General features: G+C 69.1%; 23 protein-coding genes and 1 pseudogene. 19 read left to right on the top strand and 5 right to left on the bottom strand.

Annotated elements, in window-relative coordinates:
• Positions 1-146 precede the first annotated feature (146 nt).
• Together ABVN73_RS15250 and uvrB are read right to left on the bottom strand one after the other, a co-directional pair.
• Positions 147-425 carry a neuropeptide-like protein 29 gene (locus ABVN73_RS15250; RefSeq protein ID WP_353860491.1) on the bottom strand — a complete coding sequence of 93 codons (279 nt, stop codon included), beginning with the start codon at positions 423-425 and terminating at the stop codon, positions 147-149.
• A gap of 130 nt (positions 426-555) precedes the next feature.
• Positions 556-2,694 (bottom strand): excinuclease ABC subunit UvrB, encoded by a 2,139-nt coding sequence (uvrB, locus tag ABVN73_RS15245; RefSeq protein ID WP_353860490.1) that lies wholly within the window; start codon positions 2,692-2,694, stop codon positions 556-558.
• 517 nt (positions 2,695-3,211) lie between these two features.
• Between uvrB and ABVN73_RS15240 the strand changes: the two are divergent.
• The 10 genes and pseudogenes from ABVN73_RS15240 to ABVN73_RS15195 all read left to right on the top strand — a co-directional run.
• A pseudogene (locus ABVN73_RS15240) lies at positions 3,212-3,559 on the top strand (lipocalin-like domain-containing protein); the annotation flags it as partial.
• A gap of 231 nt (positions 3,560-3,790) precedes the next feature.
• The gene (locus ABVN73_RS15235) at positions 3,791-5,182 is read left to right on the top strand and encodes a glycoside hydrolase family 15 protein (RefSeq protein ID WP_353860810.1); all 1,392 of its coding nucleotides are present in this window, start codon (positions 3,791-3,793) and stop codon (positions 5,180-5,182) included.
• Complete coding sequence (locus ABVN73_RS15230; protein WP_353860489.1) at positions 5,182-5,676, top strand: hypothetical protein; 495 nt, start codon at positions 5,182-5,184, stop codon at positions 5,674-5,676. The genes ABVN73_RS15235 and ABVN73_RS15230 overlap by 1 nt, the downstream gene beginning before the upstream one ends.
• A complete protein-coding gene (locus tag ABVN73_RS15225; RefSeq protein ID WP_353860488.1) occupies positions 5,673-7,466 on the top strand; it encodes a GMC family oxidoreductase in 1,794 nt (597 codons plus the stop codon). The genes ABVN73_RS15230 and ABVN73_RS15225 overlap by 4 nt, the downstream gene beginning before the upstream one ends.
• Before the next feature lie 84 nt (positions 7,467-7,550).
• Positions 7,551-9,404 (top strand): GMC family oxidoreductase, encoded by a 1,854-nt coding sequence (locus ABVN73_RS15220; protein WP_353860487.1) that lies wholly within the window; start codon positions 7,551-7,553, stop codon positions 9,402-9,404.
• A 48-nt stretch (positions 9,405-9,452) separates the two neighbouring features.
• A complete protein-coding gene (locus ABVN73_RS15215) occupies positions 9,453-10,556 on the top strand; it encodes a ferritin-like protein (protein WP_353860486.1) in 1,104 nt (367 codons plus the stop codon).
• Positions 10,553-11,119, top strand: coding sequence for a hypothetical protein (locus ABVN73_RS15210; RefSeq protein WP_353860485.1), 567 nt, complete (start codon positions 10,553-10,555; stop codon positions 11,117-11,119). The genes ABVN73_RS15215 and ABVN73_RS15210 overlap by 4 nt, the downstream gene beginning before the upstream one ends.
• Before the next feature lie 86 nt (positions 11,120-11,205).
• The gene (gene iolE, locus ABVN73_RS15205; RefSeq protein WP_353860484.1) at positions 11,206-12,144 is read left to right on the top strand and encodes a myo-inosose-2 dehydratase; all 939 of its coding nucleotides are present in this window, start codon (positions 11,206-11,208) and stop codon (positions 12,142-12,144) included.
• 2 nt (positions 12,145-12,146) lie between these two features.
• Positions 12,147-13,157 carry a sugar phosphate isomerase/epimerase family protein gene (locus ABVN73_RS15200; RefSeq protein ID WP_353860483.1) on the top strand — a complete coding sequence of 337 codons (1,011 nt, stop codon included), beginning with the start codon at positions 12,147-12,149 and terminating at the stop codon, positions 13,155-13,157.
• Between the two features lie 53 nt (positions 13,158-13,210).
• Positions 13,211-14,167, top strand: a complete 957-nt coding sequence (locus ABVN73_RS15195; protein WP_353860482.1) for a heme-binding protein — start codon at positions 13,211-13,213, stop codon at positions 14,165-14,167.
• A gap of 135 nt (positions 14,168-14,302) precedes the next feature.
• Here ABVN73_RS15195 and ABVN73_RS15190 read toward each other — a convergent pair whose 3' ends face one another.
• A complete protein-coding gene (locus ABVN73_RS15190) occupies positions 14,303-15,175 on the bottom strand; it encodes a branched-chain amino acid aminotransferase (protein WP_353860481.1) in 873 nt (290 codons plus the stop codon).
• 140 nt (positions 15,176-15,315) lie between these two features.
• Here ABVN73_RS15190 and ABVN73_RS15185 point away from each other — a divergent pair, with 140 nt between their 5' ends.
• On the top strand, positions 15,316-15,828 hold the full coding sequence (locus tag ABVN73_RS15185; RefSeq protein ID WP_353860480.1) for a MarR family transcriptional regulator: 513 nt from the start codon (positions 15,316-15,318) through the stop codon (positions 15,826-15,828).
• A gap of 36 nt (positions 15,829-15,864) precedes the next feature.
• Here ABVN73_RS15185 and ABVN73_RS15180 read toward each other — a convergent pair whose 3' ends face one another.
• Both ABVN73_RS15180 and ABVN73_RS15175 read right to left on the bottom strand, forming a co-directional pair.
• A complete protein-coding gene (locus tag ABVN73_RS15180) occupies positions 15,865-16,119 on the bottom strand; it encodes a hypothetical protein (protein ID WP_353860479.1) in 255 nt (84 codons plus the stop codon).
• Positions 16,120-16,272: 153 nt separating this feature from the next.
• Positions 16,273-16,479: a cold-shock protein gene (locus ABVN73_RS15175; RefSeq protein WP_014197503.1), complete on the bottom strand. Its 207-nt coding sequence runs from the start codon at positions 16,477-16,479 to the stop codon at positions 16,273-16,275.
• Between the two features lie 324 nt (positions 16,480-16,803).
• On the opposite strand from ABVN73_RS15175, the gene ABVN73_RS15170 reads away from it, so the two are divergent.
• The 8 genes from ABVN73_RS15170 (at position 16,804) to ABVN73_RS15135 (ending at position 23,840) form a co-directional block, all read left to right on the top strand.
• Positions 16,804-18,975 carry an ATP-binding protein gene (locus ABVN73_RS15170; protein WP_353860478.1) on the top strand — a complete coding sequence of 724 codons (2,172 nt, stop codon included), beginning with the start codon at positions 16,804-16,806 and terminating at the stop codon, positions 18,973-18,975.
• Between the two features lie 87 nt (positions 18,976-19,062).
• Complete coding sequence (locus tag ABVN73_RS15165) at positions 19,063-19,761, top strand: response regulator (RefSeq protein ID WP_353860477.1); 699 nt, start codon at positions 19,063-19,065, stop codon at positions 19,759-19,761.
• A gap of 31 nt (positions 19,762-19,792) precedes the next feature.
• Entirely contained in the window at positions 19,793-21,154 is a 1,362-nt protein-coding gene (locus tag ABVN73_RS15160; RefSeq protein WP_353860476.1) for an ATP-binding protein, read from the top strand.
• Positions 21,155-21,171: 17 nt separating this feature from the next.
• Positions 21,172-21,504, top strand: a complete 333-nt coding sequence (locus tag ABVN73_RS15155) for an HNH endonuclease signature motif containing protein (RefSeq protein ID WP_040134423.1) — start codon at positions 21,172-21,174, stop codon at positions 21,502-21,504.
• A gap of 117 nt (positions 21,505-21,621) precedes the next feature.
• Positions 21,622-22,800, top strand: coding sequence for an FAD-binding oxidoreductase (locus ABVN73_RS15150; protein WP_353860475.1), 1,179 nt, complete (start codon positions 21,622-21,624; stop codon positions 22,798-22,800).
• 88 nt (positions 22,801-22,888) lie between these two features.
• The gene (locus ABVN73_RS15145; protein WP_167555917.1) at positions 22,889-23,044 is read left to right on the top strand and encodes a hypothetical protein; all 156 of its coding nucleotides are present in this window, start codon (positions 22,889-22,891) and stop codon (positions 23,042-23,044) included.
• 123 nt (positions 23,045-23,167) lie between these two features.
• Positions 23,168-23,419, top strand: a complete 252-nt coding sequence (locus ABVN73_RS15140; RefSeq protein ID WP_094303270.1) for a hypothetical protein — start codon at positions 23,168-23,170, stop codon at positions 23,417-23,419.
• Positions 23,420-23,525: 106 nt separating this feature from the next.
• A complete protein-coding gene (locus tag ABVN73_RS15135; protein WP_035677092.1) occupies positions 23,526-23,840 on the top strand; it encodes a hypothetical protein in 315 nt (104 codons plus the stop codon).
• Positions 23,841-23,902: the final 62 nt, after the last annotated feature.

The raw sequence follows: 23,902 nt of genomic DNA, 5'->3' as shown, positions 1-23,902 counted from the left end.
TCCCCGACCCTTTCCTGCCCTGCGTCGTCTCCCGCGCTTCGGATTCGTGCATCAGCGGGAGCGAATGTATTCAGGTCATGATCGGACCAAAGCATTGAGCCTTTGTTAACGACGATTGCCGGTGACGGGCCGGCGCCGGCCGCTCCTCACCAGCCGCCCTTTCCCCAGCCGCCATGCCGGTGATGGTGGCGGGGTCCGCCATGATGACCACCCCGATTCCCGCCATAATAGCCACCGTAGTAGGGGCGGCCGTACACGACGGGCGGCGGCCCGTAATGGCGGTGCTGCGGGCGCTCATAATACCCGTAGCCATAGGACCGGTGTCCGTAGCCATAGACGGGACCGGGCGTCCCGGCGGCGACGTAGCAGCCGGACAGCAGAAGCGCGGCGAAGGTCAAAAGGGACAGCGAGCGGAGCGTCGTCATTGGCGTTCCTGTGCCAGGGATCGCGGCCCGGCGGGCGGACCGTACTGGCAGGATGAACGCCTGCGACGGGGAAATTATTCCACAGGAGGAACTCGCCCCCCTGTCGGCGCCCCCTGTCGGCGCCCCCCTGTCAGCGCCGCCCCCGGCGCCCCTGCTTCTTCGGAGCACCCTCGGGAATGCCGCGGCCCTGGCGGGCGGAGCTGATGCCGATGCTGCCCGGCTGCTCCAGCCCGAGGTCCATCGCCTCCAGCCGGCGGAGTTCGTCGCGCAGGCGGGCGGCCTCCTCGAACTCCAGGTCGGCGGCGGCGGCCTTCATGCGCTTCTCGATGTCGGCCATGACCGACTTCAGATTGTGGCCGACCAGCTCCGTCGCGTTCAGGCCGGTCTTCACGGTGACATGGTCGCCGCGCTCGTAGACGCTCTCCAGGATGTCGCCGATGGCCTTCTTCACGGACTCCGGCGTGATGCCGTGCTCCAGATTGTAGGCCCGCTGCTTCTCGCGGCGGCGCGCCGTCTCGTCGATGGCGTACTGCATGGAGGCGGTGACCTTGTCGGCGTAGAGGATCGCCCGCCCCTCGACGTTGCGCGCGGCGCGGCCGATGGTCTGGATCAGCGAGGTCTTGGAGCGCAGATAGCCCTCCTTGTCGGCGTCCAGGATGGCGACCAGCGAGCATTCGGGGATGTCCAGCCCCTCGCGCAGCAGGTTGATGCCAACCAGCACGTCGTAGGCGCCGAGCCGCAGGTCGCGGATGATCTCGATGCGCTCCAGCGTCTCCACGTCGGAGTGGATGTAGCGCACGCGCAGACCCGCCTCGTGCATGTACTCGGTCAGAGCTTCCGCCATCTTCTTGGTGAGCGTGGTGACCAGCACGCGGTTGCCCTTCGCCACCACCTCCTTGCACTCGTGGATCAGGTCGTCCACCTGCGTCTCGGTGGGCCGGATGATCACCTCCGGGTCGATCAGGCCGGTCGGACGGACCACCTGCTCGGCGAAGACGCCGCCGGTGCGCTCCATTTCCCAGGGGCCGGGGGTGGCCGAGACGAAGACCGTCTGCGGGCGCATGCCCTCCCACTCCTCGAACTTCAGCGGGCGGTTGTCCATGGCGCTGGGCAGGCGGAAGCCGTACTCGGACAGCGTCTCCTTGCGCATCCGGTCGCCGCGGTACATGCCGCCGATCTGCGGCACCATGACGTGGCTCTCGTCCACGATCAGCAACGCGTCGCCCGGCAGATACTCGAACAGCGTCGGCGGCGGCTCGCCCGCCGCGCGGCCGGTCAGGTAGCGCGAATAGTTCTCGATGCCGGCGCAGGCGCCGGTGGCCGCCATCATCTCGATGTCGAAGGTCGTGCGCTGCTCCAGCCGCTGCGCCTCCAGCAGCTTGCCCTGGGCGTTGAACTCCTCCAGCCGCAGCTTCAACTCGCGCTTGATCTGCTCGATGGCCTGGTTGAGCGTCGGCTTGGGCGTCACATAGTGGCTGTTGGGATAGATGCGCACGGCCTCCAGCGAGGCGATCTTCTCGCCGGTCAGCGGGTCGATCTCATGAATGCCCTCGATCTCGTCGCCGAACAGGGAGATGCGCCAGGCACGGTCCTCCATGTGGGCGGGGAACAGCTCCACCGTGTCGCCGCGGACCCGGAACAGGCCGCGCCCGAAGGCCGCGTCGTTGCGCTTGTACTGAAGCTCGGTCAGCTTGCGCAGCAGGTCGGGCTGGGCGACCACCTGACCCTTGCGCAGATCGACGGTCATCTCCGAATAGGTCTCGACCGAGCCGATGCCGTAGATGCAGGACACCGACGCCACGATGATGACGTCGTCGCGCTCCAGCAGCGCCCGCGTCGCCGAGTGGCGCATCCGGTCGATCTGCTCGTTGATCGAGGATTCCTTCTCGATGAAGGTGTCGGTGCGCGGGACGTAGGCTTCCGGCTGGTAGTAGTCGTAGTAGGAGACGAAGTATTCCACCGCGTTGTTCGGGAAGAAGGACTTCATCTCACCATAGAGCTGCGCCGCCAGCGTCTTGTTCGGGGCGAGCACCAGGGTGGGGCGCTGAACATGCTGGATGACGTGCGCCATGGTGAAGGTCTTGCCCGACCCCGTGACGCCGAGCAGCACCTGATCCTTCTCGCCCGCCCGCAGCCCCTCGGTCAGCTCCCCGATGGCGCGCGGCTGGTCCCCGGAGGGCTTGAACTCCGACACCAGTTCGAACTTCTTGCCGGCCTCCAGCTTGGGCAGGGACTTCTGCGGGAGGGCGGTCAGGACGGGATGGGACATGCGGGTGCGCTCGCGCCAGGGGTACGGAACGGGAACCGAGTATATGGCTCACCCCACCCCCGCTGTCGAGCGTGGGCTTGTCCCTTTGTTCGCAGGCTTCCGATCACAGCGCCGCATGGCGCGTCGCCACACCCAAGCCACACCGCCGCCGCCATGCCCAGTCATAAGCACACACAACAAACTCCGCACTGATTACTTGCGTATGACAGAAAAACACTACGCACACATAAGCATGAGGCAAAAAATAATGCTTCACGGCGTTATTTTTTGCTTTCATTCCGAAAGTTGCTTTCGACAATATTAAATCACCAAGCAAACAGCGCAAAAATTCCCGCCACTCCCGGCGCGATGCTTTGCGTACCGGCTTTTTCGGCAACTAAATAAATACATAGAGATTACGTTTCGCAAACCCGCGTCTGGAGACTGAAACACGGCCTTCGGAATGCAAGATAACTTGTCCGCTCCAAGAAATTTTTTCTGATTTTTTCTTTTTTGAAACAGAGAATGGATTGCAGCCATGAATGTTCTTGTGGGGTCATGGCGGTTGTCGGCTTGGCGCCGGATCGCGGGAGACGGGACCGTCACCTATCCGTTCGGCGAGGACGCGACCGGCCTGCTGATCTACACGGCGGACGGCCACATGGCGGTGCAGATGACGGCCGCCGGCCGGCCCAAGCTGGACACCGCCGATCCGCGTGGCGGCAGCGTGGAGGAGCGCGCCGCCGCCTATTCCACCTGCCTGGGTTATGTCGGCCGCTATGAGGTGAACGGCGGCGAGGTCACCCACCGGCTCGACGGCTGCAGCTTCCCCAACTGGTCCGACACGGTGCAGGTGCGTCCCTTCACCGACGGCGGCGGCCGGCTGGTGCTGCGCACGCCGCCCGGCCAGATCGACGGCGTCACCGTGGTGAACGAGATGGCGTGGGTTTGGGACGGGCCGTCCCGCGACCACGCCCCTCCTCCCGCGGCCGCGGATGCCGTCTCCCGCTTCGCGCCGTCCTCCCAGCCACCCGACCCGACATCGAGCGGAGACCGTCCGATGACCCAATCCCAGACCCAGCCCGCCCGCGCCCGGGCGGCGGCCCACACCGCCCTCCTGGACAAGCATCCGCCGCGGGCGGCGGCTCAGCAGACCGACCTGTCGTCGCTGGCCCGTTACATGTTCCTGCTGATGCTGCGCAACGTGACCAGCGACGGCTATGTGATCGAGGACCCGACCCGACCCGGCCGGTTCTCGTTGCCGGGCTGCGTGGTCGCCGCCCCGTCCTACCCCGCCAACACGCCGGGCGTCGATCAGGACTATGTCTACAACTGGGTGCGCGACGCCGCCATCACCGCGCTGGAGCTGGTCGAGGGCGACCTGCCGGCATCGCCCGACGGCAGCATCGAGGCGCTGAACGATTACGTCCTCTTCGTCCAGACCTGCCAGAACAACGCCACCCCGACGCTGGCGCACGCCTGCTTCACCATCGACGGCCAGTCGCGCCCGTGGACGGAGCAGTCCGACGGGCCGGCGATCCAGACCATCGCCCTCCTGCGCGCCTACCCCCAGCTCAGCGGCTCGTCCCAGGTCATCGCCAGGGAGGTCATCGCCCGCAACCTTGAGTTCCTGCTGGGCGATTACCAGAACCCCACGACCAACCTGTGGGAGGAGCACCAGGGCCTGTCCTTCTTCGCCCGCGCGGTCCAGCTCCGCTGTTTCCGGGACATCGCCGCCAACACGCTCGGCATCCCGGTTCCGCAGGGAGTCGCCGATGCGGCCGGCTGGCTGGAGCGGGCGTTGCAGAACCATTGGAACGGCCAGTATTACGTGACGCTGCTCGCCTCCGATTCCTCCCCCGGCGTGTCGGCCGTGCCGGGCACCCTGAATTACGACCCGAACATCGACATCGTCAGCGCGAGCGTCTACGGCGCCGTGCCGGTCACCGATACGAAGCTGCTGGCCACCGCGGCGAGGCTGCGCGGCCAATGGGCGGACGACGGGTCCGCCTGGCAGTACCCGATCAACGTCGACGACCGGGCGCGCGGCCTCGGTCCGCTGCTCGGCCGCTATCCCGGCGACGTCTATGACGGGGACGTGTCGGACCCGGTGCAGGGCGGGCATCCCTGGGCGCTGTGCACCGCCAACCTCGCCGAGCTGTATTACCGGCTCGCCACCGAGATCGAACGCGCGCAGGCGGTCCCCCTGGACGACCTGTCGCGGCCCTTCTTTGCCCAGGTTGGCGTCACCGGCCCCCAGCCGCCGGCCGAGGTGGCCGGGGCGCTGCGCGACGCCGGCGACGCCATGCTGCGTGCGGTGGTATTCCACAGCGACCATTACGAGCTGAGCGAACAGTTCGACTGCCGGACCGGCTACGAGAAGAGCGTGCGCAACCTGACCTGGAGCTACGCCGCGTTCCTGTCCGCCATCCGCGCCCGCACCCCGCAGCAGCCCGTGAAGACCGTCGTCCGGAAGACCGCGAAAGCCCGCCAGCCGGGAGGCGTCTGATGACCGGTCCCGCAGACACCAGCCGGCTGGACGGTTTCGTCGGCCTGTCGGCCCTCCTGACCGGGTTCGCCCCCGTCCAGCTGCTCGGAACCGGCATGGCCGCGGCGTATCTGGCGGTGCTGGACGCGGTGCTGCCGGAGGACATCGTCGGCGACCTGATGTCCGCCTACCGGCAGCTGCCCCGTGGGCCGGAGCGCGAGCGGGCGGCGGAGGCCGAAATCCTCGGCGATCCCCGCCTGGGCCCGGTGGCCCGCAACCTGATCGTGCTCTGGTACTGCGGCGCCTGGACCCAGCTTCCCGCGGCGTGGCGCGCCGCCTTCGGAGCGTCGCCGCTGGACACCAGCCGCGTGGTCTCGGCGGCCGCCTACCAGGCGGGGCTGCAATGGCTGGCCGCCGGCGCGCACGCGGCGGGAGCGAATCCGCAGGGCTACGGCGCGTGGGCCATCGGCCCGAAAAGCGCAGGGTCCTCTGGCCTTGAGAGAGGTGGGGCATGACCAAGGACGCTGCCTTCGACACGGTCATCGTCGGCGCCGGTGTCGCCGGCGCCCTGATCGCCAAGCACCTGACCGACGCCGGCCTGACCGTGCTGGTCCTGGAAGCCGGGCCGGGCACGTCGCGCGGGCTGGACGACTACACGCGGCATCTCGAGCGGTTCCACGCGGCCAGCGCCAAGAGCCCGGAATCGCCCTGGCCGCCCGCGGTCGGCGCGCCGCAGCCGGACACCACGGCGCTGCGCGACAACGACGGCTACTTCGTCCAGCGCGGCCCCAACCCGTACGGCAGCAGCTACACCCGGCTGTGGGGCGGCTCCACCCTGCATTGGCTCGGCGTGTCGCTGCGCATGCTGCCGGAGGATTTCCGGATGCGCTCCCGGCACGGGGTGGGGCGCGACTGGCCGTTGGACTACACGGCGCTCGCCCCCTACTACGGGCGGGCGGAGCGGGAGATCGGCGTGTCCGCCGACGTCGCCGACCAGAGCTACCTGGGCGTGACCTTTCCCGAAGGCTACGACTACCCGATGCGGCGCGTCCCGCCGAGCTACGCCGATCGCGTGCTCGCCGCCGCGGTCGACGGCATGCCGGTCACGCTGGGCGACGAGGAGATCGCGATCCGGGTGCGCAGCTACCCGGCGGCGCGCAACTCCATCCCGCGCGACGGCTACCGGCCGGCCGGCGCGGTGGACATCCGGACCGATGACGGTCCATCCGTCCCGCCCCGCCAGGGCGAGCGCTGCCAGGGCAACACCTCCTGCACGCCGATCTGCCCGGTGCAGGCGAAGTATCACGCCGGCAAGACGCTGGCGCAGGCCGACCGCCGCTTCCTGACGGTGCGGGTGCAGGCGGTGGCGTCGAGGATCCTCGTCGATCCGGCGAGCGGCGCCGTGCGGGGCATCGAGTACAAGCGCTACGACGACCCCGCGACGGCGGCCCACACCACGCGGATCGCCACCGGCCGCACCTACATCCTGGCGGCGCACGCGGTGGAGAACGCCAAGCTGATGCTCGCCTCGGGGCTGGAGGGGCCGCGCGGCCAGGTCGGGCGGACGCTGATGGACCACCCGGCGCTGTACGCCTGGGGTCTGGCGCCGCTCGACATCGGCGCCTACCGCGGGCCGCAGTCGACCTCCGGCATCGAGGATCTGCGCGGCGGCGCCTTCCGTGCCCGCCACGCGGCCTTCCGCTTCGACGTGGGCAACGACGGCTGGCGCGCCAGCACCGGAGCGCCGGACACCGCCGTGTCCGACGCGGTCATGGCGCGCAACCTGTTCGGCCCGGCCCTGCGGGCGCAGCTCGGCGCGACGCTGCCGCGTCACGTCCGCCTGTCGCTGGCGGTGGAGCAGCTTCCCGACCCGGACAACCGCGTCAGCATCGACCCGGCCTGTCTCGATCCGCTGGGCAACCCCAGGCCGGTGATCGACTACCGGATCGACGACTACACGCTGGCCGGCATGGCCGCCGCGTCGGATGTGGCGCGCGCCGTCTTCCGACGCGCCGGAGTCACCGACTGCACCGACCCGTCCAAGGGAAGCTGGTTCCCGTCGGTCTTCTACCGGGGCCGCGAGTTCCGCTACCACGGCATGGGGCACTTCGCCGGCACGCACGCCATGGGCGCCGATCCCGCCGGATCGGTGATCGACGCCGACCAGCGCGCGTGGGAGCACCGCAACCTCTTCCTGGTGGGCTCCGGCAGCTTCCCGACCATGGGCACGTCCAACCCGACGCTGACGCTGGCGGCGCTGGCGCTGCGGACGGCCGACCGGCTGGTCGAGGAGCTGGCGCGGTGATCGGTGGGGAAAGCCCTGCCGGCAAGAATAATCAAGTCACATCAAAGCCTTATCAAACCAACTTGTTCAGAGTGGAGGAAGCGCGTGCTGTTTCCAATTGACTCTGCGCGGCGGACGGACATCGAGGCGGTGTCCGCGGACGACCGGTACGACGCTGTGATCGTCGGCACGGGCATCTCCGGCGCCATCATCGCAAACGAACTGAGCCGGGCCGGCAAGCGCGTGCTGGTGCTGGAGGCGGGAACGGGCACCGACCGGACGCTGACCGGCTACGAGACGTATCTTTCCAACTTCTACGGCGCGTCGTCGAAGGACAACCAGTCGCCCTTCCCCGCCAACCCCAACGCCGCGATGCCGCGCAGCCCGCTGCTGCGCAAGCTCCAGCCGGGCGAGACGGACAGTTCCACCTACATGGTGCAGTCCGGCCCCTACGTCACCGACACGACCTTCACCCGCGTCTTCGGCGGCACGACCATGCACTGGGAGGCCAAGACCCCCCGCATGCTGCCGGAGGATTTCAAGACGCGCAGCCTGTTCGGGCAGGGGCTCGACTGGCCGCTCGGCTACGACGATCTGGAGGCCGACTACCGCACGGCGGAGCGCGAGATCGGCGTGTCCGCCAACGTCGAGGAGCAGACCTATCTGGGCCTGCATTTCCCGAAAGACTACGTCTTCCCCATGAAAGGACTTCCGCTGTCCTACCTGGACAAGCAGGTCGCCCGGGGCATCGACGACACCCGGGTCGAACTGTGCGGCGAGAGCTACCCGATCAAGATCCGCCCCTATCCGCAGGGCCGCAACGGCATCCCCAACCCAGCCTACGACGGCGGCAAGGGCTACGTCCCCATCGGCGCCGTCAACACGCACCAGGTCGAGGAGGGTGAGCGCTGCCAGGGCAACACCAACTGCGTGCCGCTCTGCCCGGTGCAGGCCAGGTATCACTCCGGCAAGACGCTAGCCAAGGCACTGCACACCGGGCGCGTCGATCTGCTGGTGCAGGCCGTCGTCTCCAAGGTCGTCACCGATCCCGACAACGGGACCGTCACCGCGCTGGAGGTCAAGGTCTACAAGGAGCCGCAGTCGGCCGAGCACAGGACGATCACCGTCAAGGGCACGATCTTCGTGATCGCCGCGAACGCCATCGAGACGCCGCGGCTGATGCTCGCGTCGGGCTTGCGCGACAGCGCCGGGCTGATGGGGCGCAACCTGATGGACCACGCCTACCTGCTGAACTGGGGCCTGATGCCCGAGGTGTGCGGCACCATGCGCGGCACGAGCTGCACCGGCGGGATCATCGATCTGCGGGCCGGCGGCTTCCGCCGACACCAGGCCGCCTTCAGCGTGGACATCCACAACGACGGCTGGGGCTGGGCGACCGGCGCTCCCTTCAGCGACCTGACCGAACTGGTGGACCAGCAGAACCTTTTCGGACCCGACCTGCGCCGCGGGCTGATCGACCGCATCTCGCGCCAGCTCCTGCTCGCCTTCATGATCGAGGTTCCGCCGACGGAGAGCAACCGCGTCACCGTCGATCCGCAATACACCGACCAGCTCGGCAACATGCGGCCGGTGGTGTCCTTCACGGTGCCGGACTATTCGATGCGCGGCGCCGCCTACGCCCGGGAATTCTCGAAGACCGTGTTCGCCCGCCTGGGCGTGGCCGACCACACCCGTTACGACCCCGGCGACTACGGCTACGTGACGTACGAAGGCCAGGGCTACGCGATCCGCGGCGGCAACCACATCGCCGGGACGCACATCATGGGCACGGACAGGAGCAACTCGGTCGTCGACACCGACCAGCGCTCCTGGGACCACGCGAACCTGTATCTGGTCGGCGCCGGCAGCATGCCGACGATCGGCACCGCCAACGTGACCCTGACCCTCGCCGCGCTCTGCTACCGGAGCGCCCGCGCGATGCTCAAGCAGCTGCATTGACGCAAGGCGCGCCTCTCCGCAGGCCGCGCAAGACGATCGGAGGAAACCGTGCCTTCCAGCAAGATCACGACAGTCTCTGAACTGAAGAACTACCTGTATCTGGCGATGCAGTTGGAGCATGCGACGCTCCCGGCCTATCTCACGGCGCTCTATTCCATCAAGCCGGGGACCAACACCGACGCCGTCCACATCCTGCGGGTGGTGGCGGTGGAGGAGATGCTGCACCTGACCATCGCGGCGAACCTGCTGAACGCCATCGGCGGCACGCCGGACCTGACGCGCCCCGGCTTCGTGCCGTCCTACCCGACCTACCTGCCGGACGGCGAGACGGACTTCACGGTCGGCATCCTGCGCTTCGGCAAGGAGGCCGTGGAGACCTTCAAGAAGATCGAGCGGCCGAGCAAGGGCGACGGCCGGCTGGTCCGCCGGTCCTATGCGGCCGGCACCTCGGTCCTCGGCCGGCACCCGGAAAGCGACGAGATGCATTTCTACAGCATCGGCGACTTCTACAAAGCCATCGCGGACGGCTTCGAACTCCTGGAAGCGGAGGCGCAGGGGCTGGGCAGGACCATCTTCACCGGCGATCCCAAGCGGCAGGTCACGTCGGAATACTACTACTCCGGCGGCGGCACACTGTTCGCCGTGACCGACCTGGAGAGCGCGAAGCGCGCCATCACGCTGGTCATGACGCAGGGCGAGGGCACCGAGAGCAGCATCTACGACGGCGACGACGAGCTGTCGCACTATTACCGCTTCGACCAGTTGACCCACGGGCGCTACTACCAGAAGGGCGACGAGCCGCACCACCCCACGGGGCCGGCCCTCACGGTCGACTGGGAGGCGTCCTACCCCATCGCGGCGAACGTCAAGCTGGCCAACTTCCCCGCCGGGACCGAGCTGTCCGACGCGGCGCGGTCGTTCAACCAAGCCTACGCGAAGTTCCTGAAGACCATCACGCGGGCCTACGACGGCAAGCCGGAGCTTCTGCTGGCGGCCGTGCCGCTGATGTTCGATTTCCGCAATCTGATCACCGAGCTGGTGCGCAACCCGCTGCCGGACAGCGCCGGCTGCAACGCCGCGCCGACCTTCGAGATCGATGCGGTGACCGCGGCCGAGGCCCTGGCCGCCGCCCGCGAGGAGGTGGTGGCATGAGCGCGCCCAAGACAGGGGAGGACAGCCGTCTCGACCAGTTCCTGGCCTTCTCCGCGGAGGTGACCGCCTTCGGCGTGGTGGCGCTGCAGGGAACCGGTCAGGCCGAGGCCTATCTCAGGACGGTCGACGGCGTGGTCGGCACGGCGCTGGTCGACGAGCTGCTGGGCCTCCACGCCGGGGCGCCGCGCGCGGCCGGCAACGAGGGGGGCGCGGCACGCGGCGTCCACCTGCGCCGGACGATCTTCGGCGACGGCAGGCTGGGGCCGGTGGCCCGCAACATCGTCAAGCTCTGGTACTCCGGCGTCTGGTACGAGCTGCCGGCCGCCTGGACCGAGAGCTACGGGCCGGCGCCGAAGGACGTCACCTTCGTGGTGTCGCCGTCCTCCTACGTCGAAGGGCTGCTGTGGACGGCCATCGGCGCCCATCCCGCGGGCGCCAAGGCGCCGGGCTACGGCTCCTGGGCTGGGCCGCCGCGCATCCCGCGCTTCGCGGGCGACCGTCTGTCCCCGCCGGCCGCCGAACCCGTGGACGGGGCGGTGGATGCGGAACGCGTCCCGGCCTGACGCCCGGCCCGCCCCTTTCCCCGCACGTCCGTGATGCCCGGCCCCGCGCCGGGCACCCCCGAATCCCGATACGAAGGACCGTCACGATGAGCTTCATGATTCCCAAGCTGTCCCCGGACAAGGTTTGGCTCGGCATCACGCCGACGCTCTGGTGGAACGACGACTTCCTGAACATCGACATCGGCATCCCCTTCGAGCAGTGCGTCAGCGAGATGGCGCTGGCCGGCTATGTCGGGTGCAGCATCGGCCACAAATACCCGACCGATCCGCAGACGCTGAAGGCGGCGCTGGACCTGCGCGGCCTGCGCGTGTCGGAGCCGTGGGTCAGCACCTACTTCACCATCGAATCGATGAAGGCGCAGACCATCCAGAAGGTCCGCCAGCAGCTGGCCTTCATCAAGCAGGTGGAAGGCCACGAGAACGACCTGCGCCGCGCCGATCTGGTGGTGGCGGAGTTCGGCGGCGCCGTCAATCCGCTGCCCGTGGCTCTGTACCCCAACGTTCCGACGTTCAACGACCGCCAATGGGACGAGCTGGCCGCCGGCCTCAACGAGATCGGCCGGATCGCCCGGGAGGAGGGCCGCCGCCTGTGCTATCACCCGCACATGGGCACCGGCGTGATGAGGCAGGCGGCGGTCGAACGGCTGATGGCGGCGACCGATCCGGATCTGGTGTTCCTGCTGCTGGACACCGCCCACCTCTACTGCGGCGGCGCCGATCCGCTGGAGATCACGCGCAAATACGCGACCCGCATCAAGCACATCCATCTGAAGGACTTCCGCGAGGGCGTGCTGACGGAGATGCACGCCAAGGGCATGTCCTTCGAGCAGGGGATCGAGGCCGGCATCTTCACCGTGCCGGGCGACGGCTCCTACAAGCACTTTCCGGAGATCCTGTCGATCCTGGGCGAGGTCGGCTTCGAAGGCTGGCTGGTCATCGAGGCGGAGCAGGACCCGGCCAAGGCCAACCCGCTCCAATACGCCAGGATGGCGCGCGCCTACCTCCGCGAGCAGTTGGGGTGGTGACCATGAACAAGACCGCCAAGAGGGACATCAACCTCAGCTTCTTCATGTTCACGGCGAACCTGCAGCCGGACAACGAGGCCTACACCAAGGTCATCATCCGCCACATACAGGCGATGACCGAGCTGGGCTACGACGGCTTCGACCTGCCGATCCACCCGGTGCAGACCGCCGACCACGCGGCGGAGGTGGAAAGCTACACGCGCATGCGGCGGGCCTTCGACCGGGCCGGCCTGGAGGGCGTGCGCTTCACCACCAACGTCGGCACCACGCGCACCTTCGATCCCACCTCTCCCTACCGGCAGCAGCGCGAGCAGGCGCTCGCCTACCTGAAGTCGCGCGTGGACATCACCGCGGTTCTGGGCGGCGAGTCCATCATGGCCGGTCCGTTCGTCTTCCCCTACGGCGTGTTTCCGACCACGGACGACGGCGACCCGCTCTGGAGCGACGCTCTGCAGGCATGGCTGGCGCCGCGCTACGAGGCGGCCCGCCCCGTCCTGCAGGAGCTGGGCGAATACGCGGAGAGGAAGGGCGTCAAGCTGGGGATCGAGCCGGTCGATCACTGGGAGACCCCGGCACCGAACATGGTGTCGGACGTGCTGGACTTCCTCCAGGGAGTCCAGACCGCACAGACCGGCCTGACCATCGACAGCGCCCATGTGGTTCTGGGGAGCAACGGACCGCTGGTGTTCGAGGACAACCTGCGCAGCGCGGTGGCGCAGAGCCGGCTGCACTATGTGCACATCTCCGCGCCCGATCGCGGGGCGGTGCACGACAGCTGGATTCCCTGGGGCACCTTCCTCCGCCCGATCCTGCCGGTGTACCACGGCCCTCTGCTGGTCGAGGTGTTCAACGCCGTTCCGCCCTTCACCAATCTCCTGCGCCTGACGCGGCGGAAGTTCTGGATTCCCGGTGAGGACGCGCCGGAGCCCGGCCTGCCGAGCGCCTACGACATCGCGCGCGAAGGGCTGGCGACGCTGAAGCGCGAGATCGAGCGCCTGGGCCACAGGCACTGAACGGCCTCCCAACAACCACGGGCACCCCGCGCGGTGCCCAGCGAGGACTTCCAATGATCAACGACAGCCAGTCGATCCTGCTCGACAAGCCGCGTGAGGCGGCGGCACCGAGCACCGGCGCCCCCCTGCGCAGCGCGGGGACGCATCTTGCCACCGCCGACCGCCTGGGCGCGCTCAGGGATCTTCCGGGATTCTGGGAGGGCACGGGCTTCAGCCTGATCGCCCGTCCGGATTTCTCCGGCAACAGCCCGAACGGTTTCTTTCTGGAGCTGAGCGAGCTGCGGGAAACCATCGAGTTCACGACCATCGGCTCGCCGGTGTTCAACCGCGGCAGCCTGCAGGACGACATCGCCATTTTCGGGGTCACCTACCTGCACCGGGTGACCGACGGCGTCACCGGCGGCGCGCTGCACATCGAACCGGGCATGTGGCTGAACATCCCGGCGACCACCGAACCGAAGGCGGACGCCAGCGTCGCGCGTCTGGCGACCATTCCGCACGGCAACGCCTTCACCACCGTCGGCTTCGTCCAGCACGCGGAGTTCGACCGGTTGCCGGACATCCCGCCGGCCAACACCGTGCCGTTCGACATCGACGGCCAGCCGCTGGCGCCCGGCACGAAGAATCCCTATCCTGAGTACGATCTCGGCACGCCGAGCGCCTTCCGCAGCGGCCCGCTGCCCGCCTCCATCACGCAGGCCATCGTCGACGACCCGAACCAGATGCTGCGCGACACGCTGGCCCGTCAGGTGGACGAGCAGGGCATGACGCTGAAGACGATCACGCGCCTGATCACCTCCACGGCCTCGGCCGGCGGCATCGGGAACATCCCGTTCATCACCAGCAACGCCAACACCTTGAGCCTGGAGTCGGTGTTCGCCATCGAGCTGGTCGAGGATGCGTCGGGCGCCGAATTCCTGCAGCTTCAGTATTCGCAGACCGCGTTGCTGAACTTCAGGGGCAAGAGCTTCCCGCACGTCACGGTCGGGACATTGATCAAGGCGTTCTGATGCGGGGCGGGGCGCGGCGTCGCGGTCGGACGCCCGCCGATCCTGGACCGGCCGCCGGCCTGCGCAGGCATGGACCTGCGCAGGCACAGCGCATCGTTCTGGCGGACCGCTCCGGAGAGCGGTCCGCCCCGCGCCTTACCCGCGCACCAGCGCGTCGTAGTCCTTCACCAGCGTCTCGCAGACGCGGCCCGGCGTGAAGCGGTGCTCGCCGATCTGGCCGACCGGGGTGACCTCGGCGGCGGTGCCGGTCAGGAAGACCTCCTGGGTGTTCGCCAGCTCGTCCGGCTTGATGTGGCGCTCGACCACCTCGATGCCGCGGGCCTTGGCGAGGTCGATCACCGTGCGGCGGGTGATGCCGTCCAGGAAGCAGTCGGGCTTCGGCGTGTGAAGCTTGCCGTCCATCACCAGGAACAGGTTCGCCCCGGTCGCCTCGGCCAGATAGCCGCGGTAGTCGAGCATCAGCGCGTCCTGATAGCCCTCGGCCTCCGCCGCGTGCTTGGACAGCGTGCAGATCATGTAGAGCCCCGCCGCCTTCGACGCCGTCGGGGCGGTGTCCGGGGCCGGGCGGCGCCACGGCGCCCAGGTCAGCTTGATGCCGGCCATCTTGGCCTCGGGGCTGAAGTAGCTCGGCCACTGCCAGACGGCGATGGCGACGTGGATGCGGCTGTCCTGCGCCGCCACGCCCATCATCTCGCTGCCGCGCCACGCCACCGGGCGGACATAGGCGTCGGTGAAGCCCATGGCCTTCACCGTCTCGTTGGTCGCGGCGTCGATCTCCGCCACCGAATAAGGAAGCTCGAAGCCCAGGATGCGGGCCGAGGCGGCCAGACGCTCGCTGTGCTCGGTCAGCTTGAACACCTTGCCGTTGTAGACGCGCTCGCCTTCGAACACGCAGCTCGCGTAATGGAGGCCGTGCGACAGGACGTGCAGATTCGCCTCGCGCCACGGCACCAGCGCGCCGTCGTACCAGATCACGCCGTCGCGGTCGTCGAAGGGAAGGATGGACATGGCGGCTCCCACCTTGGTCTTTGGCCCGTTGCTCGGGACTTGGAATGGAATTGTTGAAAGCCGCGCTTGTCTCGCGACCTTTGTTCGTTTATGTCTGGGTTATTGACCCATTTGTAACGAATCGCACCGATCACGTCAACATGGCTGACATAAAAGCGGGCGTGAACCAGCTTTTCCTGCGCGAGGAGGAACTTCGCACGGGCATGGAGCTGCTGTTCTACGCCTATCGGGAATTCACCGCGGAGCCGGACGAGATCCTGGCGCAGATCGGCTTCGGCCGGGCGCACCACCGTGTCATCTACTTCGTCGGGCGCTACCCGAAGATCACCGTGTCGGAGCTTCTGGCGATCCTGAAGATCACCAAGCAGAGCCTGTCGCGCGTGCTGGGGGAGTTGGTCCGGCAGGAGTTCATTCAGCAGCAGACGGGCGTGCGGGACCGGCGGCAGCGTCTGCTGGAACTGACGGAAAAGGGCGTGGAACTGGAACGCCAGCTGTCCGAAACGCAGCGGCAGCGGATCGCCCGCGCCTACCGCATGGCCGGGGCGGAGGCCGTCGAGGGCTTCCGCAAGGTGATGCTGGGCATGATGGATGAGGAGGACCGCGTCAAGTTCGCTCCCCCCGTGCCGACCCGGCTCGCCGCCGTGAAGCGGTAGGAGCCGGGCCGGAAGACCGGTCGGGCCGGCCGTCGGTCAGCTGTCCTTGGCCGGGGTCGCCTCCGGGGCGGCGGCGGGAACCGCATCCGCCGGCGGGGTTCCGGCGGCGCCGTCCGCCCCGTCCTTGCCAGCGGCGTTCGCGGCGCCGCGGCGGCGGAAGGAGGTGCGCTTGTACACCACGCTGTCCGAAGACCCCGGCGGGCACTGAACGATTTTGCCCCCCTTCGCAAGAAACTCGCGGGTCATGGAGTCGAGATCATTCCGATCCGCGCTGCGGTTATCGGATGCCATGCATGCCTCCTGTGATCGTCATCGTGCCCCATGGCACCCTCCGGGCGCTCCCGGCGGTCCATGGAGCATGCGTTTCTTTTGTGAAGCGGCTGTTACAGGATGGGGGCAATCGGCCCCTGAATGAGCGGCCCCGGCAAAAAGCGGGGCGGAAAATTACGCCTCCTTCAGGTTGGCCGCGGCGCTCTTTCCCTTCTTGGGATCGCGCTGGAGTTCGTAGGACAGCTTCTGGCCCTCATGAATGTTGATGCCCGACCGCTCAACGGCGGAGATGTGAACGAACACGTCGGCCGTCCCATCGTCCGGCTGGATGAAGCCGTAGCCCTTGGTGGTGTTGAACCATTTCACGGTTCCAGTAGCCATCTGGTAGTTCCTTGAACGAGGTTGCCCACAGCGCGCGTGCCGCGGGTTCACATCAAATCACCGAGGGGAAGGACCAGACGCAGCGTTCTGCAAGCGGACCGTAAACCCAAAGAAATTCGACTCTTTTCATGTGGGGATCGAAAGGCCCGGATGCAACCCGAACCCTTCGGGCAAAGCCCCGCCCATATGTTTCGACTCACGACTCTTTCCCCATTCGTCGGCGTCGGCCCTGCCCTTCGGCGGAGTTGTCCCCGGCTTGTTGCTTAGCCCATAGTTTTGGCAACCCGATTCTTTTGTCTTAGCTTTCCTGAAGGAGGCGGCGGCATGCAGCGTGCCCATCTCGTGGCCGCTTTCCTGACCTTTGCCGCCCTGTGCGTTGGCGTCTCCGCCCTCTCGGTGTCGCGCGACCGCCACGCCACGCTGGACCAGGCCCGTCGCGAATTCGCCGCGACCGCCCATCTTCTCGACGAACACGCCAGCCGCGCCATCGAGGCGGGGGACGCGCAATTGCGCATGCTGCTCGACGCGCTGGAGCGGTGGGACCGCCGCGACCCCGCCGAAGGGCGGCGCATCCAGGCCGCCATGCGCGCCCGCACGGAACGCCTGCCGCAGATCGGCGGGATCTGGGCGCTCGACGCGCAGGGCCGGCTGCTTCTCGACAGCGCGGAACACCCGCCGCCGCCCCGCGACCTGTCGGAGCGGGACTACGCCCGGGCCCATCTGGGAACGGCGCAGGGACCGCCGCCGGGTCTCCATGTCGGCCACCATCTGCCCGGCCCCGGCACCAGCCAGGGGCGCTTCACCATCAGCCGCGCCCTGCGCGACGAGGAGGGGGCCGTCCAGGCGGTCGCGGTGGCCGGCATCCAGAACACCTATTTCTCGCAGATGTACGGCGAGGCCGGCTGGGGCGAGGGGGCGCGGCTCGCGCTGTTCACCAGCGGCAAGGAGAAGCTGGCGGAATGGCCGCCGGACAGCGCCGTCGCCCCGCCGTCGGCCGCCTGGCCCCAGCCCTGGGATCCTCCCGGCGGCCCGGCGATCGTCGAGGGCTCGCAGATCATCGCCGCGCGCACGCTGTCCGGCTTCCCGATCGTGGTGGTGGCGAGCCGCCCCCTGGCCGAGGTGCTGGCCCCTTGGCGGGAACGCGCCCTGTGGACCACGGCGGTCAGCGGCGGCATCCTGACCGGAGCGTCCGTGCTGTTCGTCTTCGCCCTGGCCGGCGCGCGGCGGGAGGAGGCGGTCCGGGCGGAGCTTCTGCGCGCCAACCAGAGCCTGGACGAACGGGTCCGCCGGCGCACGGCGGACCTGGAAAAGGCCCTGCGTAGCGCCGAGATGGCCAGCCTCGCCAAGATGAAGGTGCTGGCGACCGTCAGCCACGACCTGCGCCAGCCCCTGCAAGGCCTCGCCGCCTTCCACGAGCTGCTGTTGAAGGAGGCGCCGAACCCGACGCTCCAGCAGCTCGGCGCCATGGCCTCGGCGTCGCTCCAGGCGGGGCAGCGGCTGCTCGACGATCTGCTGACCCTGTCGCGGCTCGAGGCCGGGGTGGTGCCGGTGGAGATCGGCACCTTCCCGCTCGCCCCACTGCTCGACCAGCTCGCCGCCGAGCTGCGGGCGGAGGCCGAGGGGAAGGGCCTGCGGCTGACCGTGGTGCCCACCAAGGCCTGGGTGCGCAGCGACCCGGCACGGCTCCAGCCGATCCTGCGCAACCTGCTGTCCAACGCCGTCAAGTACACGGCGCGCGGCGGGGTGGTCGTCGGCGCGCGGCCACGAGGCGGCAGCCTGCGGGTGGAGGTCTGGGACAGCGGCCGGGGCATCGCCAAGGCGGAACTGGGCACGATCTGGGAGGAGTTCTATCAGATCGGCAACCCGGCCCGCGACGGGTCGCGCGGCGCCGGCCTCGGCCTGTCCATCGCGGAGCGCACCGCCCGCCTGCTCGACCATCCGCTGGAGGTCCGGTCGCGGGTCGGTCGCGGGTCCGTGTTCGCGGTCACCCTGCCCCGCGCTCCCGCCCCCGCCGCCCCGCATCCGGGAACGGCGCCCCGTCCGCCGGACCCCGTCGCGCCGGCCGCCCCCGCCGGCTCCTCCCCTGCCGGCTCCTCCCCCGGGCGCCTGTCCGGGCGGCGGATCCTGGTGGTCGAGGACGACCCGCTGCAGCGCAGCTCCCTGACCCTGCTGCTGGAGCAGGCCGGGGCCGGGGTGATGGCCGCAGACACCTTCGATTCCGCCCTCGCCGCCGCCCAGGCGACCCTCCAGGCGCCCTCGGCGATCCTCAGCGACTACCGGTTGCCCGGCGGCACCGATGGGCTGAGCGGCATCCAGACGCTTCGCGGGGTGCTGGGACGCGACGTCCCGGCCATCCTGCTGACCGGGGAACTGTCCGCCGACCTCGTGCGCGCCGCCAAGGAGGCGGGCTGCCTCGTGCTGACCAAGCCCGCAGCGCCCAACCGCATCCTGACCACCCTGGCGGAACTGACCGCGGGCGCCGATGCGACCGCTTGACGGAGGACCCGGCGTGCGGCCCGATGCCCCGGCCGGCCGCCGCCGCTTCCCTTGGTGCGCGGCGCCGGCTTGCGCTACAGTCGCGCCATGACCGAAGAAGACCAGCCCCACATCCTGGTCGTCGATGACGACACCCGCCTGCGCGAGCTGCTGCGCAAGTATCTCGCCGGCAACGGCTTCCTCGTGTCGACCGCGAAGGACGCCGCGGAGGCGCGGGCCAAGCTGGCCGGGCTCGCCTTCGACCTGCTGGTGCTCGACATCATGATGCCGGGCGAGACCGGGCTGGAGCTGACCGAAGCGCTGCGGCGGGAGCGCGACCTGCCCATCCTGCTGCTGACCGCGCGGGGCGAGCCGGACGACCGCATCGCCGGGCTGGAGGCCGGGGCCGACGACTACCTCGCCAAGCCCTTCAACCCGCGCGAGCTGCTGCTGCGCATCAACTCGATCCTGCGCCGCCAGGCCAGCCGCCCGGCCGACCCGGCGCCGCCGCAGCCGGTGAAGCTCGGCCCGATGATCTACCTGCCCGACCGCGACGAGCTGCGGGCGGGCGACGAGGTGGTCCGCCTGACCACCGCGGAGGCCGGGCTGCTGCGCGTGCTCGCCGCCTCGCCCGGCACCATCTTCTCGCGCGAGGAGCTGACGGAGCGCAGCAAGGTCGCCGGCAACGCCCGCACCATCGACGTGCAGGTGACCCGCCTGCGCCGCAAGATCGAGCCCGACCCGCGGGAGCCGCGTTACCTCCACACCGTGCGCGGCGAGGGTTATGTGTTGAGGCCGGACCCGTAACCGGGACCGCCGGAAAGCCAGGATCAGGACCATGACCACCGACACCGCCGCCGCACCGATGCCGATGCCGCGCCGCGAGCAGACGGGGCTGCTGAAGCGCTTCCTGCCGCGCACGCTGTTCGGCCGCTCGCTGCTGATCATCGTGACTCCGGTCATCCTGGCCCAGGCGGTGGCGACCTGGATCTTCTACGACCGGCACTGGGACACCATGACGAACCGGCTGGCCTTCGCGGTGGCCGGCGACATCGCCATGGTCATCGGCATGCTGGAGCACGACCCGACCCCGGAAGGCCGCAACTGGACGCTGGCCGCCACCGCGCGCAGCACCGACCTGATCGTGACGCTGGAACCCGGCAGCACCCTGCCCGACCATCCGCAGAAGCTGCGCGGCATGCTGGAGAACACGCTGAGCAAGGCGCTGCACGAGCGGGTGCGGCGGCCCTTCGCCATCAACACCCGCATCACCCGCGAATGGTACGAGATCCGCGTGCAGATGCCCGACGGCGTGCTGTCGGTGATGTCGCCGGAACGCCGCCTGTTCAGCCCGACCAGCTACATCTTCATCCTGTGGATGGTCGGCTCGGCCCTGGTGCTGTTCACCGTCGCCATCATCTTCATGCGCAACCAGATCCGCCCCATCAAACGGCTGGCCGCCGCCGCCGACGCTCTGGGCAAGGGCCGCGACGTGCGCAACTTCAAGCCGGAGGGGGCGACCGAGGTCCGGCAGGCCGCCGTCGCCTTCATGCGCATGCGCGAGCGCATCCACCGCCAGATCACCCAGCGGACGGAGATGCTGGCCGGCGTCAGCCACGACCTGCGCACGCCGTTGACCCGCATGAAGCTGGCGCTGGACATGATGGGCGACGGGCCGGAGGTCGACGAGCTGCTGACCGACGTCACCGAGATGGAGACGATGATCGAAGGCTATCTGGCCTTCGCCCGCGGCGAGGGGACGGAGGCCGTCCAACCGACCGACCTGACCCGCATCCTCAACGAGGTCGTCTCCGGCGTCCGCCGCGAGGGGGCGGAAGTGGCCCTGGCGGCACCGGACGGGCTGACCCTGCCGCTGCGCCCCAACGCGACGCGGCGCTGCCTCGCCAACCTGCTGTCCAACGCGCGGCGCCACGGCGACCGCATCTGGGTGCGGGCGGAGCGGGTGGACGGCTTCATCGACATCCTGGTGGACGACGACGGGCCGGGCATTCCCCAGGCGTCCCGCGACGACGTGTTCAAGCCCTTCTTCCGCCTGGACAGCTCCCGCAACCAGGCGACCGGCGGGGCGGGACTCGGGCTGACCATCGCCCGCGACGTCGCCCGCAGCCACGGCGGCGACATCACGCTCAGCGACAGCCCCTACGGCGGCCTGCGCGTGCTGATCCGCCTGCCGGTGTGAGCCTCACAGGAGCCACCATGCCCGTCAGCCCCGACGAATACCGTCTCATGGACGTCCAGCAGGGCGGGTGCTGCTTCTACTGCGGGGAGCCGGTGGGGGCCAAGGCGACCTTCGACCATCTGATTCCGCTGGCCTATGGCGGACTCGACGCGGCGCCGAACGTCGTTCTGGCGCACCGCCGCTGCAACCAGCGCAAGGCCGACCGCCTGCCGACCCCGGAGGAGATCGACCGCTTCGTCACCCAGCGCCGCCGCAGTCAACTGGGCGTCTGGCCGCCGCTGCTGGCCCTGCGCGACGCCGAGCCGGGCGACGAGTGGATGACCGTCGCCCGCGCCATCGCCGGGCTGTGAGCGCCGGGCTCTGACCGCCGGACCGTGAGCGCCGGCCCTTCCGAGCCCTCTTGACGGCGGCCCCGCCTTCTGGCCCGATCACCGGAACGATAAATAAGGTTAATTCGGGAGTGTTCGATGGCGGATCGGTACGACGTCGTGATCGTCGGCGGTGGTGTGATGGGCTGTGCGGTCGCCTATTTCCTGGCGAGCGACCCCGGCTTCGGCGGCAGCGTGGCGGTGGTGGAGCGGGACCCGACCTACCAGCGCGCCTCGTCCGCCCTGTCGGCCAGCTCGATCCGGCAGCAATTCTCGACTCCGGCGAACATCGCCCTGTCGCAGTTCGGCCTGTCCTTCATCCGCAACGCGACGCAGCATCTGTCCGTGGACGACGACCCGGTGGATCTGGGCCTGCGCGAGCCGGGCTACCTTTATCTGGCGACCGGGGCCGGGGCGGACATCCTGCGCCGGAACAACGCCATCCAGCTCTCCTGCGGCGCCGACGTGGCGCTGCTGCCGCCGGAGGCGCTGGCCGCCCGCTTCCCCTGGCTGTCGGTGGAGGGGATCGCGCTCGGCTCGCTCGGCCTGTCCGGGGAGGGATGGTTCGACGGCTACAGCCTGATGCAGGCCTTCCGCCGCAAGGCCAAGGCGCTGGGCGTCACCATGATCGCCGGGGAGGCCGCGGGCATCGAGACCGCCGAGGGCAAGGTCACCGCGGTGCGCCTGGCCGACGGGCAGCGGCTGTCCTGCGGGGTGGCGGTCAACGCCGCCGGGCCGCAGGCCCGCCGCGTCGCCGCCATGGCCGGGGTCGACCTGCCGGTGTCGGCGCGCAAGCGCTGCGTCTTCGTGTTCGACTGCCGCGACGAGCTTCCCGGCTGCCCGCTGGTCATCGACCCGTCCGGCGTGTGGTTCCGGCCCGAGGGCAAGCAGTTCATCTGCGGCGCCCCGCCGCCCGCCGACCGCGACCCGGACACCGACGACCTGACGGTGGAGCACGGCCTGTTCGAGGAGATGATGTGGCCGGCGCTGGCCGAGCGCGTGCCCGCCTTCGAGGCGATCAAGGTCACCAACGCCTGGGCCGGCTTCTACGAATACAACGAGATCGACCAGAACGCGATCATCGGGCCGCATCCGGAGCTTCGCAACTTCCTGTTCTGCAACGGCTTCAGCGGCCATGGCCTGCAGCAGGCGCCGGGCGCCGGGCGCGGGCTGGCGGAGCTGATCGCAACCGGCGCCTACCGCAGCCTGAACCTGTCGGCCTTCGCCTACGACCGTCTGGTGGAGAACCGTCCGCTGCTGGAGACCAACGTCATCTAAGGCGTCATCCGAGGCGTCATCCAGGGAACGGGCGCGAGCCTGGCCGGTTGATGGGGTGACCTTTCCGAACGGAGCAAGAGGCCCCGCGATGAAGCAGCCCCACACCGAAGAGACCGTCAAGCACACCGACGACCAGCAGAACACCGGCAACCACAAGAAGCCGGACGCCCCCGACGCCAAGGGCGCCGACCGCTTCGGCGGCACCCGCAAGGGTGCGGAGAATGTGGAGCCGAGCAAGGACTGAGGCTGGGATCGACGCTGGGGCGACGCCGGGGGCCGACGCCGGCCCGAAGGGCTTGCACCGGCGGGGGAGGACGTGCCAAACCCCCTGGCACGTCCTTCCCCACCCAGGCCGGGAGCCCCTCCCATGGCTCACGCCATGTTCAAACGCTACAAGGTTCTGTTCACCCGCCCCCTGCCCGGCCTGCGTCCGGGCCGACCCGAGCGCGACGCCATGGTGGAGCGGGTCAAGCGCTTCGCCAGCCAGAACGGCATGGCCGGCGACCTGCACGCGATCGCTCCCAACGCCGGTTTCGGCATCCTGGAAATCCAGTGCACCGACAAGCTGGCCCGCCGCCTGAGCGACCTGTCCGAGGTCGAGTCCGTCCTGGAAGCGTAGGCGCCTCTACCTCCCGTTCAGTTGACGGGGGCATCGGCTTGCGGCGGCGGCACATCGGGCCATTTTCAGTGTTTTAAAGCACAGATGCCGTCAGGAGCGTGCCTTCATGAATCCCCGGTTGCTGGCCGAGGTGCTGGAACCCGTGCTGAACGCCGCGGAGAAGGACGACGCGGCGATGCTCGACGCCGTCAATCTGTCGGCGGAGGCGCTGGCCGCGCTCGGCGCGGTCATCCTCGACCGCGACGGGCGCCCGGCCGACGGCGTGTCCGACGAACGCGCGGTGGTCGCCGCGCTCAACACCCACGCCCACACGCTGATGCAGTGCGGGCGGCTCGACGACGTGGTCGAGGCGCTGCAACTGGCCGAACGGATCGGCCGGCTGGGCCGCCTGCCCCACCATCCGCGCATGTCCGACGGCTAGCCACCTACGGTTAGGCGGGAGGAACACCGCACCGCCCCGGTTGTTGTGCGAGCCGTGCCGCC

This window comes from Azospirillum formosense, from assembly GCF_040500525.1.
GTDB lineage: Bacteria > Pseudomonadota > Alphaproteobacteria > Azospirillales > Azospirillaceae > Azospirillum > Azospirillum formosense_A.
This window is presented reverse-complemented; position numbering and strand designations above follow the sequence as displayed.